Source organism: Pleomorphochaeta naphthae (assembly GCF_055396005.1).
Genome location: NZ_AP042457.1, coordinates 1,391,946 through 1,408,325, shown reverse-complemented (window position 1 = coordinate 1,408,325; position 16,380 = coordinate 1,391,946). Strand labels below are relative to the sequence as shown.

Annotated in this window: 12 protein-coding genes; 10 read left to right on the top strand and 2 right to left on the bottom strand. The window is 26.7% G+C overall.

Annotated features, from left to right (window positions below; translation table 11 throughout):
- Positions 1-18: 18 nt before the first annotated feature.
- The 4 genes from ACZ5SO_RS06395 to ACZ5SO_RS06380 are packed head-to-tail and all read left to right on the top strand — an operon-like array spanning position 19 to position 5,019.
- Positions 19-963 carry a substrate-binding domain-containing protein gene (locus tag ACZ5SO_RS06395; protein ID WP_464627540.1) on the top strand — a complete coding sequence of 315 codons (945 nt, stop codon included), beginning with the start codon at positions 19-21 and terminating at the stop codon, positions 961-963.
- A 13-nt stretch (positions 964-976) separates the two neighbouring features.
- Positions 977-2,404: a sensor histidine kinase gene (locus ACZ5SO_RS06390; protein WP_464627539.1), complete on the top strand. Its 1,428-nt coding sequence runs from the start codon at positions 977-979 to the stop codon at positions 2,402-2,404.
- 3 nt (positions 2,405-2,407) lie between these two features.
- Positions 2,408-3,961 (top strand): response regulator transcription factor, encoded by a 1,554-nt coding sequence (locus ACZ5SO_RS06385; RefSeq protein ID WP_464627538.1) that lies wholly within the window; start codon positions 2,408-2,410, stop codon positions 3,959-3,961.
- A gap of 2 nt (positions 3,962-3,963) precedes the next feature.
- On the top strand, positions 3,964-5,019 hold the full coding sequence (locus tag ACZ5SO_RS06380) for an alpha/beta hydrolase (RefSeq protein ID WP_464627537.1): 1,056 nt from the start codon (positions 3,964-3,966) through the stop codon (positions 5,017-5,019).
- A 180-nt stretch (positions 5,020-5,199) separates the two neighbouring features.
- Here the strand turns inward: ACZ5SO_RS06380 and ACZ5SO_RS06375 are convergent, their stop codons facing one another.
- Both ACZ5SO_RS06375 and ACZ5SO_RS06370 read right to left on the bottom strand, forming a co-directional pair.
- On the bottom strand, positions 5,200-6,075 hold the full coding sequence (locus tag ACZ5SO_RS06375; RefSeq protein WP_464627833.1) for an IS3 family transposase: 876 nt from the start codon (positions 6,073-6,075) through the stop codon (positions 5,200-5,202).
- A gap of 53 nt (positions 6,076-6,128) precedes the next feature.
- Positions 6,129-6,434 carry a transposase gene (locus tag ACZ5SO_RS06370; protein WP_464623952.1) on the bottom strand — a complete coding sequence of 102 codons (306 nt, stop codon included), beginning with the start codon at positions 6,432-6,434 and terminating at the stop codon, positions 6,129-6,131.
- 1,001 nt (positions 6,435-7,435) lie between these two features.
- On the opposite strand from ACZ5SO_RS06370, the gene ACZ5SO_RS06365 reads away from it, so the two are divergent.
- From ACZ5SO_RS06365 to ACZ5SO_RS06340, 6 genes are all read left to right on the top strand, one after another.
- Positions 7,436-9,034: a response regulator transcription factor gene (locus ACZ5SO_RS06365; protein WP_464627536.1), complete on the top strand. Its 1,599-nt coding sequence runs from the start codon at positions 7,436-7,438 to the stop codon at positions 9,032-9,034.
- Positions 9,024-10,844 carry a sensor histidine kinase gene (locus ACZ5SO_RS06360; RefSeq protein WP_464627535.1) on the top strand — a complete coding sequence of 607 codons (1,821 nt, stop codon included), beginning with the start codon at positions 9,024-9,026 and terminating at the stop codon, positions 10,842-10,844. Before ACZ5SO_RS06365 ends, ACZ5SO_RS06360 begins: the two co-directional genes overlap by 11 nt.
- A gap of 180 nt (positions 10,845-11,024) precedes the next feature.
- Positions 11,025-12,392 (top strand): ABC transporter substrate-binding protein, encoded by a 1,368-nt coding sequence (locus ACZ5SO_RS06355; protein ID WP_464627534.1) that lies wholly within the window; start codon positions 11,025-11,027, stop codon positions 12,390-12,392.
- A 63-nt stretch (positions 12,393-12,455) separates the two neighbouring features.
- A complete protein-coding gene (locus ACZ5SO_RS06350; protein WP_464627533.1) occupies positions 12,456-13,346 on the top strand; it encodes a carbohydrate ABC transporter permease in 891 nt (296 codons plus the stop codon).
- Positions 13,347-13,450: 104 nt separating this feature from the next.
- Positions 13,451-14,182, top strand: coding sequence for a carbohydrate ABC transporter permease (locus tag ACZ5SO_RS06345; protein ID WP_464627532.1), 732 nt, complete (start codon positions 13,451-13,453; stop codon positions 14,180-14,182).
- An 8-nt stretch (positions 14,183-14,190) separates the two neighbouring features.
- Complete coding sequence (locus tag ACZ5SO_RS06340) at positions 14,191-16,068, top strand: glycoside hydrolase family 127 protein (protein WP_464627531.1); 1,878 nt, start codon at positions 14,191-14,193, stop codon at positions 16,066-16,068.
- Positions 16,069-16,380: the final 312 nt, after the last annotated feature.

Sequence of the window (16,380 nt, the reverse complement as noted above, 5' to 3'; positions counted from 1 at the left end):
TAAAAGGAGAGCTAATTTATGAAGAACAAAAGTTTAAAAAGCATATTAATATTTTTAATTTGCATTCAAATTAGCTCAACTTTTATTAGTTGTAATAGAAATAGCAATGATGATGATACAATAGATGAAAACTTATATAGGGTGACTTGTATAATACCACATAAGAATGATAGGGCATATTGGTCTGTTATTGAAGAAGGAATAATAGATGGTGCTAAAGATAAGAATATTGATGTAAAAATTATTTATCCTAGTTTGAATTATGATACAACTCAAATGTTGAAGTTATTAAAAATAGCAATTGCTAGTAAAGTTGATTGCATAATAATTAGTGGAGTAGAAGATCAAAGATATTATGAAACAATAAATAAAGCTATAGAAAGTGGGATATTTGTGATTTTAGTTGATACAGATATGAAAGAATTAACAAATATCACTTATGTAGGCTCTAATAATAAAGATGCAGGAATATTATATGCAGAAAATATTTCTCGAATAACAAATGGAGCTGCAAATATAGGCATAATTAGTGGCGATACAGTATTTTATAATTTAAAGAATAGGTTAGAAGGAATACAATCCGTTATATCAAAAGAAAAAAATATGAATATAGTAGATATTAAATATGATAAATTTGATTATTCCATAGTTGAGAAGATTTATGATGAATATTTAAACAACTCAAAAATTGATACAATTGTTTGTTTAGAAGGCACAGCCGGGATGGCTTTAAATTCATATGTTAAAGATACCTCTAGCAAAGATATTTTTGTTTTTGATGATACACCACAAGCCTTAGCAGGATTAAAAAATAATATTTTTAAAGGAATACTTGTTCAACAGAAATACCAAATGGGATATAGAGTGATAGAGGAAATAGATTCATATAAAAAAAATGATAATTATATTCCAAAGAAAATTTATACAGATACAAAATTTATAGAGGCATCTAGTGTTAAGTAGTAAATATAAGCCCATGGTATATAAAATTAAGTTAGCATTTCTAACGCTATTCTTATTTTTTCTTGCAATATTGTCTTTTAGTTTATTTGGATATAATAAAATAAGTGATGGATATAAACATATTATTGAATTTCAAATTGAACAAAATAATTTTTTTCTAGAAATTGATGATCTAAATAATCAATTATCAAGTGGTTATATGTTTAAACAGATTGAGGATTTTAAATTAATCCATAGTTTAATTGATGAATTATCAAAAAAAAATAGTAATTATAAGACTAGACAACCAATAACTCGTGATCAATTAGATTTTTATTATCTTGTAGATACTTACTTAGAAAAATCAATAGTGTTATTAACATCTCTGGAAACTGACAATGAAAATAGTTCACTAGAATTGGAAGCTTTACAAGATTTATATTCCTTTATAAATGAAAGCTTTAAAAATCTATATAATCAAGAAATAGAATTTATTTCTCAATCACAAAAAGAAATGGATATATTTGCTAAAAATGCACTTATTTTAAATATTATATTACTATTGTTGATTATAATGTTAGGACTAAAAATTAATCGAGAATTTAAAGAAATTTCTATTCAAATGAGTAAACTTACTAGATTCGCAAAATCTATTAAGAACAATCCTTATTCTAATGAAAAAGTAGATGTAAAATCGAACGATGAACTTTCATTTTTTGCTATAGCGTTTAATGAAATGATAGAGACAATTCAACATCAAATGAAAGAAAAAGAAGAAGCTTCAAAAATAAGAGAAGAGTTGAAAAATGTTGAGATTCAAAGATTAAAAGTGACAAGTCAATTGAAGAGCAGTCAGCTAAAATTATTACAATCACGTGTAAATCCACATTTCTTATTTAATACTTTAAATATGATTAAATCTACAGCTATCAATGAAAATTATACTAAAACTGCTCAATTAATAGAAGCAACTGCTGAATTATATCGGTATTATTTAAGTAGCCAAACACATAATGTTTCTTTAGCTATGGAGATAGAAAACTTAAAAAACTATGCATTTATTCAAACAAATAGATTTGGATCAAGAATTAAGTTTGAATATAACATAGATGAAAGCCTTTTATCTTTATCTATTCCATCAATGGTTCTTCAGCCAATTGTAGAAAATTCAATAGTTCATGGAATAAACAAGACAGATTCAAAGGGAACTATAATAATTGAAGTTCAAAAAAAAGGAGACAGACTTTTATTAAGTGTGATAGATAATGGTATTGGATTTTCTCAAACACAAATAGATAAAATTATAAAAAAATGTGAAGAAAAGGAAATAAGTGATAATATTGGGCTTAGAAATGTATATCAAAGATTATCTTATTTCTTTAATGGGAATGTTAATTTATTAATAGAAAGTGATTGGGATAGAACAAAGGTATCATTTTCTCTTCCTCTACTTAAGGAGTAGGTAATGCATACAATAGTTACAGCAGATGATGAAGATATTGCTAGAAAATCGCTTGAATTTTTAATTATGAGCGAAATTTATGATGTTCAATTAGTAGCTTCAGCTCAAAATGGAGCTGAATTAATTTATATCGTTGAACAATATAAGCCAGATTTAGCAATAGTTGATATCGATATGCCTATAATTAATGGTATCGAAGCTATAAGATTTTTATTAGAAAAGGGAACCAACACTCGTTTTATTTTATACACAGCATATGATGATTTTAATTTTATGCAAATGGCCATTGATTTGAGGATTAGTGGATATTTATTAAAATCTGATAAAAGGGAAAAAAGCATAGAAAAAATTAAGAAAATCATAAATGATATTGATTCAATGAATGAAAGACAGAGAAAAATCGAGTCATTATCTAAAATGGAAGAAAAAATGATTCCAATTTTAGAAAACGAAATTATCTATTCAATTTTTTTAAATACACCATCTCTAGAAAGCTTTAATACCTGGTGTAACTTGAAAAAAGTGACATTCAAAGGTTATTTTATAGTAAGTTTTATAGCAACCTCAGATAAATTTCAATTATTTAAAGAACTCTTTAATTCAAATCAAATAACAAAAACAACTATAGAAAATACAATTGGTAAATTATGTCATTGTATATCAATGATAACTCAAAATAATGGTTGTCTACTTGTAGGTATTCCAGAAAGTTTAGAGAGCCTTGATAGTGAAGAGTGGATAATGAAAATTATGGAGAACTTCAATAATTATTGCATTAAAAACTTTGGATTAAATTTGATTATTGGAATTAGTGAATTGTGTCCTTCCTTTTCTTTAATCATAGAATCATATCATAACAGTCTTAAAATTCTGCAAAATGTGACAGAAAGCGGGGTATATTATTATAGAAACGATAAAAATGAAATAATAATTGATACTCATACAGAAGATATTGCAAAAGATATATTAAACATTTTAATAGTAGGAAATTCACAAACTTTAGAAGATTACTATTTAACTTTAGAAAATGAAGATATTAGTTCCTATTTTAATCTATATGAATTAATTTGCAAAACTGCTACAAATTACCCATCAATATCGAATTCATTATTTTGTACATTGGTATCATTTAAAAGTCGGTTACAAAATCATGATAATTTTGAATCCTTCAAAAAAGTTATATTAGAAATTTTTACATCAAATTCAAATTTGTCTTCCCAAAAATCTAACCCATATATTGAAAGAGCTATTTCTTTCATTAAAAAAAATGCATTTAATAAAAATATTTCTTTAAATTTAGTGGCTGATGAAATAGGCATTAGTCCGTTTTATTTAAGCAGATTGTTTAAGAATATATTAGGAATTACTTTTATAAATGTGATAACAAATATAAGAATGTCTAAAGCTATAGAGCTTGTTAATACCAGGATGCAAGTACAAGAAATTGCAAATTCAATAGGATATCCAAATACTACATACTTCTGTAAAGTATTTAAAAAATATACAGGTAAATCAATTAGTGAATACCGGTTAGAAAAATTAAATAATGAGGAATAATTATGGACTATAAAAAATGTATTTTAAATTTACGCCATCAAAAAATAAATATTAATAATGATTTATATAATATGTATATAAAATATATCCCAGAAACTAAAGAAATAGGAGCAATTGATCCACGTCAATTAAAAGTTGTTGAAGAAAATATGAAAAGCAAACCTTTGTCTTTTCAAAATAAAAGGCATTTGACAGATCCGGAATTAGAAGCAATAAGAAATAGTTTTGGTTGTGAAAATATCGATTTAAGTCAAAATATAGAAATGAAAAAAAGTACTTTTAATAGTGTTAAAGTTGAAATATATCGTAAAAAAAATATTCCTAACAATGGTCCAATAATTTTAAATATTCATGGTGGTGGTTTTTTTGGTGGGTGTATTGATGTTGTTAGGAATTCTTGTAAATTATTAGCTGATAGGGCATGTGCTACTGTGGTTAATGTTGATTATGATTTATCTCCAAAAGCTAAATTTCCCATAGCATTAAACCAGTGTAATATGATTTTAGATTATATATCTGAAAATAGTGAAGAATTAAAAGTGGATCCTAATAAGATTGTTGTCATGGGAGATAGTGCTGGTGGTAATTTAGCAGCTGCGTGTTGTTTATCTAATAGAAATATAAATATTGCATTGCAAGTATTATTATATCCTTTAGTAGAATTAAAAAACAAAGATGATAAGTGGAGTTTTGATTTATATAATATTAGTGAAAAGTATAAAAAAGCTCAATTGCATCTAATAAATGATATAAAGGATTTAAATGAAATATGTATTTATTCTTATATTAATAGTGAAGAAGAAATGCAAAATGAATTAGTATCTCCAATTTTAGCAAAAGATTTTAGCAGATTTCCTATGACCTTGATTGTATCTCCTGAGTTTGATTATTTAAGATTACAAGCTGAAAAATTTGCAAAAAAGTTAGAAGAAAATGGAGTTGATACAATATTCTATCGTTATCAAGGGATGGGGCATTCGTTTTATGAACACTTAGGGGAGTATCCTCAAGCAGAAGATTGTATAAATGAAATAGCAGAAGCCATTATGTCATTATGAAGTTGATTAAACAGTGAAAACAGTTTTCCTTATTATCAGTACAACTCTGTGATATTAATTTTACACTTGTATTGAGAGTGTACTGAGAAGCTATTAATTATATTCAATCAGAGGATTACTCCATTTAGTTTAACTATACAAGTATAGTGAGATGCGAATCAAGACACTTTCTAAAATATTTCACGAATATTTCAGTAGTTTTTCCTCTTTTTTCGCTGCACCAGTAAATGCATTGTAATAAATTTCATTTGGTGCATAATATCCCAACGATTGGTGTGGCCTTGTAATATTAAAATAATTAATAAACCAATCCAATCCTTCTTCCAATTCACTCATGGTAGAGTAATCATGAAGAAAAATATGTTCATATTTTAGAGTTCTCCAAGTTCTCTCCATATATATATTATCCATTGCTTGACCAACAGAATCCATACTAATTCTAATATGTTCTCTTTTTAATACTGCAAGGAATTCATTTGAGGTAAATTGGCTACCTTGGTCACTATTAAAAATTGATGGTACTCCATAAATTTCTATGGATTTTTCTAAACATTCAATGCAAAAATATACGTCCATTGTATTACTTAATTTCCATGAAAGTATTTTACGACTGTAAAGATCTATTATTGCACAAAGGTAAACAAATCCATGGGGTAATGCTATATAAGTAATATCTGTAGCCCATACTTGATTTACATATTGGATAACCATGTTTCTCAACAGATAAGGGTATTTCTTATGATTTTTACCTTTTTTAGCTCTAGAAGTATTCTTTACTGCTATAGCACTATATATCCCTAATTCCTTCATTAAACGCCTTACAATGCTCTCTGTTGCCCACTTATATCCTTTTTTTATTAATATAACAGATATTTTTCTATATCCTAAAAATGGAACTGGGGACCAAGCTTTAAGTATAATCATTGCTCTTTCATAATCAATTTTTCTCTCTTCTCTATATTTTATTTCTCTTTCTATATGATGATTTAACCAATCATAATAATGACTTCTACTTATATCTAATATATTACATTGCTTACTTATTGAACATTCAATAGTATGTCCAAATGAAAAATATTTAAGACCTGGAGTAATAAGTTCGCAAAGATCTAATCCAATAAATTCATCTTTTTTTTTAAAAGCTCTAATTCAAGCTGAGATTTACCATAAGCTTTGGTAATGAACTCTATTTTATCTTTTGCTTCTTCTAATTCTTTTTCAGTTTTTGTATTTTTCTTTGATTCTTCAAAAGGAGATAAATCATGCCGTAATAAACTTTTTTTCCACAATGAAACCATACTTGGTGTAACTTGATATTTTGCTGCAATTTCTTGTACTGTAGCTTCCTCTTGTATTGCTTCTAATGCAACCTTTAATTTTGTGTCTTTGCTAATTGTCCTTCTTTTTCTACCCATAATTAATATATTATTCCTTTGGGAATAAACTAACAAGGATTCGTGAAATTATTTTTCTGTTGTCTAGTAACTCGTCTCAGTATAAAGTTTATTAATGTGAATACAACTTTAAATTGTGATTCTTTATCGTCGGTTCTTTATAAAATATCTTTAAACCTTGGAACTCTGAGGTAGTTATGAGATTAATTTATTTTGATAACTCAGGTTTATTTATATGATATACTTTTCTTATAATTTCTAATTTGGTCGAATATTTATAAATTGCTATTAAGCTTGTCTTGCCAACCCCTTTAGCTTTATCCGAAAAATCTTTATTTCAAAAGATTAAAGTATTACTATTTTGGATAAAATTAATTTTTGACTTATCCTTTGCAAAAATTTAAGTCATTATAAAGTTCTAAATAGAACAAAAAAATAATTTATATTCAATTATAATTATTAAGATTTTAAAGAAGATACCACTTTCCATTGATATAGTTGAATATAACATTCCACAGTAATTGAGATCAGTTAAATTTTGTGCATATATTGTATTATATTTTGATTTTTCTAAAATTACATAATTTTAAAAATAATTATTAAAACAGTTTTATTTCCCTTCTGTGTTAGCTTTGTCCTTTTGAATCAATTACAACTTTAATAGTAAAGAATATCCTTTCTAAATTCAATTGAAATATTTACTGCAATTAATTAACCAATAAAAAAAGTTGTTGGTGTTGCATTAGATAATTCAATTAAATCTATCGTTTCAAATAAAAACTAGTTGTTTTTATTAATTGCATTAACCAATATTTCATGCAATAATTGTGTATCAATGCTTGATTTTTTTTGTTTAATTAAAAAATATTTTGCTTTACAAAACTTTTTTCAAGAGTACTAAATATTGAGACTAACAACTATAATATAAGCCATTTTTATGAATGGGTTTAGTTTTCTAAAGAAATAGCAATCAGATAAAGTTCGACTTAATAATTTAAATTAATTATATTTTAAGAGGTTATATGTTTATAATAAGAAATATTTTAATTGCTGATGATGAACCTAATCAACTTGATATTTTAGAAGACTATCTTAGAAAAAATTTTCCAAAAGTTAATATTATTACATGTTCAAATGGATGTGAAGCCTTAACTATTATAAAAGAAAAAGACATTGATATTTTAATAACAGATATAAAAATGCCAATATTAGATGGTATATCCCTAATAAAAAAAATCAAAGATTTGCAAATTCCAATTGAAATAGTGTTAATCAGTGCCTATCAAGAGTTTTCATATGCAAAAGTTGCGATACAATGTGATGTTAGAGATTACATTACAAAACCATTTCGTATTAAAAATATAGTAAAACTCATTAATGATATAAACTTTAGGCTTTGTGAAAAACTTAAAAAAGAAAACACTTTAAAACAATATAAAGAACTAGAAAATCAATATTTAATTAACAAAAGAAATAGACAGATTAATTTAGTGTTGCAGAAATCACAAAAAATTGAATCGTTAGATAAAGAATTATTAAATTGTTTAAGTACTAATGGAATAACAATCCTTATAAGGTGGAAATTAAATAAAAGTAGTAGAAAAAGTGGTTATATTAGCTCTATCCAAGAAGAAAACCTATTAATTAAGATAAAGCATATTTTTGCTAATTCATATCTAGTCCCAATAGAAGCAACCGAAACGAAAAATGAAAAAATCTTTGTTATATTTGAAGTTAATAGAAGTGAAAAAGAAATTTATATAATTTTAGAAAATCTAATAAATGAGGAGAAAAAAATAGGCGTAGTTTTTTGGTGTGGTATTTCAAGGATTTTTAATCCATTAATTACTAATATTATAACTTCATATGAAGAAGCTAGAACGTTTTTGTCCTTTTTATTTTATTATCCAATTGAAAGTAAAATATTTGCTTATAGTGATTATTCAAAAAACTTAACATATTTAATTCCACCTTTAGAGATTTTAGAGAGCAAGCTTCATGTGGCTGTTCAAAAGAGTGAAATTGATAAAATAAAGAAAATTTTAGATGAACAGTTCAAAGAAATTGAAAGATTTCTCAAGTGTAATCCCTTGAAGTTAAAAGAATCTGTAAGACTTTTAGTCCAGAGATTGAATAAGGACTTGTACTCTATAATGAATCAAAATGAATATTATTATTATATAAATAAAAATAATATGATGTTTAACGAATGTGATAGCTTAAAAAAATTATTTAAAATTACAGAGCAAATCTTAGTTTTTAATTGTGAATATTCGAAAAATAAAAAAAATAATTATGACATACTAGATAGTTTAATCATATATATCCAAGAACATTTAGATAGTGATATTTCTTTACAAACTATGGCAAAGAAAGTACATCTTTCAGCAAATTATCTTTCCTTAAAGATTAAAGAAAGAACAGGTCTTAATTATACTAATTACATTAATTATCTAAAAATTGAGAAAGCAAGTGAATTGTTATTAAAGTCAGACCTAAAAGTGTTAGATATTTCTAAAATTTGCGGTTTTAATGATAGCTGTTATTTCAATAGGGTATTTAGAAAGAAATATTCTTTGAGCCCTGAACAGTATAGGAAGTTTAATAAAAATGTTAACTAAAATTAAGGATAATATTAAAAATATCAGATTTAGAAATAAGCTTTTAATTTTATTATTAATGTTTGCCTTAATACCTTTAGTTTTTATATCTCAAACTATGAGAAAACATTATGAATCCCAAATAATCAATGACACATTTAAAAGTACCTACGCAATTGTGGTTGCAAATAATCAACTAATTGAATCAATATTAGGTACTGTTGAAACTACATCACAACTAATGATAAATGATGAGTCATATTATAATATTTTTTTAAATGTATATGATTTTAAAGTTTCAGATTACTTAAAAAATAACAGGATAGTTACAAATGAAATTTCTAAACAATTTATAACTCAACCAAATGTTTATGAAAAATATTTTTATGTTAATAATTGGTTATTAGGAGCTTCTAATCCTGAAATTAATAGTAATGTAAGTGCCTTCAATAATACAGATTGGGAAAAGCTAGCCCATGAAAGTAATGGCTATCCTGTTTGGGTAACAGGATATGATTATGGTAAGGCTATTAATTCTAAATATTTAATTGAAAAAGATGAATATGATTATAAATATATGTTTACAATGTTAAGAGAAATGAATTTTCAATATTCATATTTAGGCTCATACTATAGTTTGCCATCAAATTTGACGCCACCAATTTTGATTGTGCATATTAAAGAATCTTCAATAAGAGATATATACAAAGATAGTTTGCCGTATGAAGGAAGTCTTTATGTAATGAGTAATGTTGAAAATAAAATTATTTCATCTAACACTTCTAAATTTAAAATAGGTGAAGAAGTTCCTTTCTTTATTAAAAATCTTGAAAATGGATCAGGATATAAAGAAGTGGAGTTTGAAGGTAGTGATTATTTATTATGCTATGACACAATAAATAATCAAGGTTTTCTTTCCTTTTCTTTGATCCCTATGGAAGTAATTTTGTCTAATTCTCTAAATGAAATTAGGGATTTAATTTCATTGATTTTTTGGATTTTGCTTTTTGTAGCAGTAGTTTCAGCGATAAAATTTTCAGATACAGTTACAAAGCCAATTTATAAATTAGTATTAGCTTCTAAACGTGTAGCAAAAGGTGACTTTAGTGCAGACACACCTATTCCAAATGGTAAAGAATTAAAAATTTTAACAGAAAATTTTAACTCAATGGAAAAAAAGATAAGTAAGTTAATTTTTGAAAATTACGAAATAACTATCAAGGAAAAAGAAGCACAGTTAGCTCTTTTATCAATGCAAATTAATCCACATTTTTTGTATAATACTTTAAACACCATAAATTCTTTTGCTTTAAAAAATGATGATGAAGAAACTAGTGAACTAATTATTAGTTTATCTGAAATGTTACAATATTCATTAAGTCTAGTAACAGAGAAATCATATATTTCAGATGAAATAAATTGGCTATCAAATTATTTATATATAATGTCGGTAAGGTTTAAATCGAAATTTAGGACAAATATGGATATTTCTGAAGATTTGGTAGATTCTAGAATTCCTAAGTTTATATTACAACCTATAGTTGAAAATTCTATTATTCATGGTTTTAAAGATATTAATCAAAAAGGCTTGCTAGAGATAGTAATTACACCTTTAGAAAATAAAATAAAAATAAAAATAAGTGATAATGGGAAAGGTCTGAGTGAAGAAGATTTATATAAGTATTTAAATAATGAGTGTGAAAATCATGTTGGTTTAGCAAATGTAAATAAAAGATTAAGACTATATTATCAAGATAATTTTGAAATAAAAATTCAATCTTCTTTAACTGGTGGCACTACAATTACACTTATCCTTCCCAATGAAAAATAGTCCAATAAATAGTAAATATATAATTTTAAATTAAATAATAGTTAACACATTTTTCAAATATTTAAAAAAAAGAAAGCTAATTGTGGAATAGTACAATTATTATTGAATTGTACAATTGTGTATTTCTTTTTCCAACTTAAAATAGGATATAAGTTCAATTGTTTTATCAAGGAGGTTTATATGATAAACAAATTACGTTTTTGTATAGTGGGGGTTTGTTTACTATGCAGTACTATGTTATTTGCGGGCGGTAACAATGAAAAAGCTAGTAAGGCTGATGAAAAAGAACCTATTGAAATCCGTTTTACGGAGTGGGATGGTGGAGATACATTAAAAGTTTATGAAGAAATTGCAGAAAAATTTAATGAATCTCACCCAAATATTAATGTTACAGTTATGAATATTCCTGATGAGTATGATACTAAAATCACAACAATGATAGCTGGAAATGATGTTCCAGAAATTTGTATGATGAATAGTGACACTTTATTATTTCCGCTAGCTGAGAAAGGAATAATTTTAAATTTAAATGATTATATTAATAAAGATTCAAATTTTGATAAAGATTGTGTTGGGAATCAATTCCAATATAATTTATCAGAAAATTACATGGCAGGATATGGTATCGGATCTGAGAACGTATGTATGTTCTACAATCCTGTGCTATTTGAAAAATATGGAGTAACTCCACCCCCCGCAAGTTATGAAAATGCATGGGATTGGGATACTTTTGTTAAAGCTGCTCAACAGCTAACAATTGATAAGAATGGAAATAATGCCTTAAGTCCAAATTTCGATAGTGAAAATATTCAAAGTTATGGCGTTCAATTTTCAAAATGGTGGGCTATGATAATGCCATTCATGTACAGTGAAGGTGTAGGCTATTTAACAGATGATGGTAATTCAATTGGTTATGCTACAAAAGAAGGATTAGATGTTTTACAGAAGTTATCTGATTTGACTTATGTATATCATGTAGCTCCATCCCCAATTGCAAGTGAAACAATGCCAGGATTGTCTGAATCAATTGCAACAAATAAAGTAGCAATGAGTTTTGATGGTCAGTGGTCTAATGCTTCACTAATGGCGGATGGCATAGAATACAATGTTGCAGCCTTGCCTAAAATGGGTAAAACACCTGCAACCGTTGCTACCTATGGAGCAATTTCATTAATGAATACCGATAAAGCTGATGCAGCATTTGAATTCATTAAATATATTTTAACTGAAGTTGGTGCATGTGAACCTTTATTTAAATCTGGTTTATGGTTGCCAACTAATATGAAAGAATATAATGAAGAATATCTTAATTCAATAATAACAGAGAATCATCCTTCTAATTATTTTGAAAGTATTGTTAAACCAATGATTGATGGAACTGCAAAAACTCCTGTAACCGTGTATGTTAAGAATTTTAGTAAAATTAATGACATAATTTCACCTGCGCTTGATGATTTGTGGTCTGGTGAAAAGACAGCTGAACAAGCAATTGGCTCAATTAAGGATAAGGCAAATAGTGAAGTTCAAGGGTTTTATGGCGTTCAATAAAAAATAAGAATTGTAAATTGCCTCTATTTATCAAGAGGCAATTCTTATTTTAAAGGGAGTTTTATGACTAAAATAAATAAAAACAGAATAAATGGAGTATCATTTGCCCTGCCAGCAATATTAGGTTTTATAATCTTTAATTTGATTCCTATGATTTTGAGTGGTTATTATAGTTTATGTGAATATAGTATAATAGATACACCTAAATTTATTGGAATTCAAAATTATATAAATCTTTTTAATGGCACAGCAGGTACGTTTTGGCCTTCTGTTAAAGCAACTACAATTTATGCGATACTAGCAGTTCCTGCAAATTTAATCTTTGCATTTCTAATAGCATTAATGTTAAATAGAAATATTAAAGGAAGGACAGTCTTTCGAGCTATTTTTTATTTGCCAAGCATTTTGCCTGCAGTAGCGTCAAGTTTTGTCTGGATATTATTGATGAATCCAGATTTTGGATTATTTAATATTATTTTAGATTTTTTGCACCTACCAACTAGTAAGTTTTTTTGGGGAAAGCAAAGTGTTATACCTTCAATTGTCTTTATGGGTATTTGGGCTACAGGACCAACACAAGTTATTTTTTTGGCAGGATTACAAAATATTCCTAAAATCTATTATGAAGCAATAGATATAGATGGAGGAAATAGTTGGCATAAATTTTGGAATGTTACAATTCCAATGATAAGTTCAACTTTATTTTTTAATCTTGTCATGGGAATTATTGGAGCCATTCAAGTATTCGGGCAAGCTTATATCATTACTGAAGGTGGTCCGAATAATTCTTCTTTATTTTATGTATACGAATTGTGGAGACAAGCCTTTAAGTATATGGATATGGGTATAGCCTCGGCTATGGCTTGGATATTATTTTTAGTTGTTATTATTTTAACGACAATCGTGTTTAAGACTTCAAAAAATTGGGTTTATTATGCTGGAGGAAATGAATGATAAATAATAACAAAACTATAAAAAATATATTTTTTTATATAATTTTAGTATTTATAGCATTTGTATGTTTTGTCCCACTTTTTTGGATGGTGCGATCTTCATTTATGAAAAATACATCAATATATATTTTAGATCCATTTATTATTTGGCCAAAAAAAATGTTATGGGAAAATTATAAAAATGCTTGGAGTTTTGCTAACTTTCCTGTTTACACGAAGAATACTTTTATTATTGCAATTTCATCATTGATTGGAACAGTTTTAACTTCTTCATTAGCCGCATATTCTTTTGCTCGATTGAAATGGAATGGAAGAAATTTTTGGTTTATGGTTATATTATCAACCTTAATGTTACCTGCTACTGTTACCTTAATTCCACAATTTCTAATATGGAGAAATCTAAATTTAGTAAATACTTTTGTTCCTCTAATCCTTCCTTCTTTTTTAGGAGGAGGTGCTTATAATATTTTTCTTATGAGACAGTTTTTTATGAGTATTCCTTATGAATTAGATGAAGCTGCTGAAATAGATGGAACGAGCAAATTCCAAATTTATTATTTAATCATTTTGCCATTGTCTAAATCGGCAATTATAGTTGTTGCTTTATTTTCCTTTTTATATAACTGGAATGATTTTTTTGGCCCAATTATATATTTAAATGATAAGGCTCATTTTACACTTGCTTTAGGTTTGTTGCAATTTAGAGGAGATTACGTTTCAAAATGGAACTTATTAATGGCTGCTTCTACGATAGTAATTGCTCCATGTATTTTAATTTACAGTATTGGACAGAAGTATCTAATAGAAGGTATTTCTCTAACAGGAATAAAAGGATAAGAAAAATTATGGATAAAAATATAATAAAAAATGTAGATTTTAGACGAGTTGATATTACAGATGGATTTTGGTTAAAGAAACAAAATCTAGTTGAAAAAGTTACTTTAGAGGCTATATATGATAGATTTAAAGAAACAGGTCGTTTTGAATCTTTAAAGTTAAATTGGAAAGAAGGTCAAGAATTTAAACCTCATATTTTCTGGGAATCTGATATTACAAAGTGGATAGAAGGGTGTTCATATTTTTTGGCTAAAAAGAGGAACAATAAAGTTGAAATGTTGATTGATGAATTAGTAGATTTAATGGAAAAAGCTCAAAGTGATGATGGTTATTTAAATGTATATTTTACAGTAGTTGAACCTTCAAAAAGGTTTACAAGAAGAACAGATCATGAATTATATTGTGCTGGGCATCTTGTAGAAGCGGCAATAGCGTATGATATTGCTACAGGTAAAGATAAACTTTTAAAAATAGCAATAAAATATATAGATTTAATCGATAGAGTATTCCGAATTGAACATTCTGGAGCTTTTGATACTCCTGGTCATGAAGAAATTGAGTTGGCTCTTATTAAATTATATGAATATACACATGAGGAAAGATATAAAAAGTTAAGTGAATATTTTATTGATACAAGAGGAAAAAGTAAAAGGGATGAAACTTATGATTTTGCAGACCAAGAACACATGCAATCCCATAGACCTGTTAGAGAAGTTCACATAGCTGTGGGACACAGTGTTCGTGCTTTATATCTTTATTGTGCTATGGCAGATTTAGTTAAGCAAAGTAGTGACAAACAATTATATCAAGTATGTTTAGATCTCTATGATAATATCGTAAATCGAAAGATGTATATAACAGGAGGTGTTGGCTCTAGTTGGAGAGGAGAAACTTTTACCTTTGATTATGATTTACCTTCATATACAGCTTATAGTGAAACATGTGCTTCCATTGCCCTAATGTTATTTTGTGAAAGACTTTGGCAAATAGATGAAAATAGCCGTTATGGAGATACTTTTGAAAGAGCTCTCTATAATACTGTTTTATCAGGAATGTCATTATCCGGTGATAAGTTTTTTTACGAAAACCCATTGGCAGTAAATCCACCTAGAAATCAGTTTAATGACTCAAGGCCTAAAACACTACAAGAACATCTTCCTCTGCTTCACCGAGTAAAAGTTTTTGATTGTTCATGTTGTCCTCCCAATTTATTAAGGATAATTGGATCAATAACGAACTTCATATATTCTGTTAGTTCAACAACTCTTTATTTTCAAAATTATATGGATTGTGAAGCTACAGTAAAAGTAAAAGATAAAGATATCAAAGTAATTCAAAAAACGGACTATCCATATGATGGGAAAATAGAAATATCAATTGAAAAGGATGTTGAACTAGAATTAGCTTTTAGGATTCCATCTTGGTGTAAAAAGTTTAGTTTATTTATAAACAATGAACAAATTCAAATTATTGAAAGAAATGGTTATGCAATTGTAAAAAAGAAATGGATAAAAAGTGATAAAATTGTATTTAATATGGAAATGGAAGTTGTTTTTATTGAGGCTAATAGTAATGTTGTTGATTGTGCTGGTAGGGTAGCAATAATGAGAGGGCCTTTAGTTTATTGTGCCGAAGGCATAGATAATAATAGTGTTCAGTTGAGTGATGTCAAGATTAATAGAAATGGTAAAATTATTGTTAAGAAAGTTATAATTGATAAGAATATTATTCCAATAATAGAAGTTGAAGCATTCAAAAAAAATGATATTCCAACTTTATACAGAGAGTATATCGATAAAACAAATTTAATTACTTTGGTATTAATACCTTATTTTGCTTGGGCAAATCGTAGTGTATCAGAAATGGTAACGTGGTTCTTAATTTAGATATACCAAGTATATAGAAAAGATAAATTAGAATAAATTTCAATAAAAAGTAATAAGACAATTGACGTTATCGATTTTTATGATATTCCTTATTTATGCTTAGATTTACACGATTTAAATTTTAAACAATATCTATATCGTAAGAATATAAGCATATTTAATTAATTCTAATTTTTTAAAAGAGTTAGTTAAATTCGATTTGTCTATTTAAAGCAATCAGCTTAAGATCTTTTTTTTGGGATAATTAGGTACAATTTTGTATTCGTACGATTAATTGAAACACTTAACTTAATTTTTAAAAACTCTATGATA

What these genes read in the sequence shown, in the direction of transcription:
- ACZ5SO_RS06355 (WP_464627534.1), top strand. Translation starts at nt 11,025, where the DNA reads ATGATAAACAAATTACGTTTTTGTATAGTGGGGGTTTGTTTACTATGC.
- ACZ5SO_RS06365 (WP_464627536.1), top strand. Translation starts at nt 7,436, where the DNA reads ATGTTTATAATAAGAAATATTTTAATTGCTGATGATGAACCTAATCAA.
- ACZ5SO_RS06340 (WP_464627531.1), top strand. Translation starts at nt 14,191, where the DNA reads ATGGATAAAAATATAATAAAAAATGTAGATTTTAGACGAGTTGATATT.
- ACZ5SO_RS06370 (WP_464623952.1), bottom strand. Translation starts at nt 6,434, where the DNA reads ATGGGTAGAAAAAGAAGGACAATTAGCAAAGACACAAAATTAAAGGTT.
- ACZ5SO_RS06345 (WP_464627532.1), top strand. Translation starts at nt 13,451, where the DNA reads ATGAAAAATACATCAATATATATTTTAGATCCATTTATTATTTGGCCA.
- ACZ5SO_RS06395 (WP_464627540.1), top strand. Translation starts at nt 19, where the DNA reads ATGAAGAACAAAAGTTTAAAAAGCATATTAATATTTTTAATTTGCATT.
- ACZ5SO_RS06360 (WP_464627535.1), top strand. Translation starts at nt 9,024, where the DNA reads ATGTTAACTAAAATTAAGGATAATATTAAAAATATCAGATTTAGAAAT.
- ACZ5SO_RS06350 (WP_464627533.1), top strand. Translation starts at nt 12,456, where the DNA reads ATGACTAAAATAAATAAAAACAGAATAAATGGAGTATCATTTGCCCTG.
- ACZ5SO_RS06380 (WP_464627537.1), top strand. Translation starts at nt 3,964, where the DNA reads ATGGACTATAAAAAATGTATTTTAAATTTACGCCATCAAAAAATAAAT.
- ACZ5SO_RS06390 (WP_464627539.1), top strand. Translation starts at nt 977, where the DNA reads ATGGTATATAAAATTAAGTTAGCATTTCTAACGCTATTCTTATTTTTT.
- ACZ5SO_RS06385 (WP_464627538.1), top strand. Translation starts at nt 2,408, where the DNA reads ATGCATACAATAGTTACAGCAGATGATGAAGATATTGCTAGAAAATCG.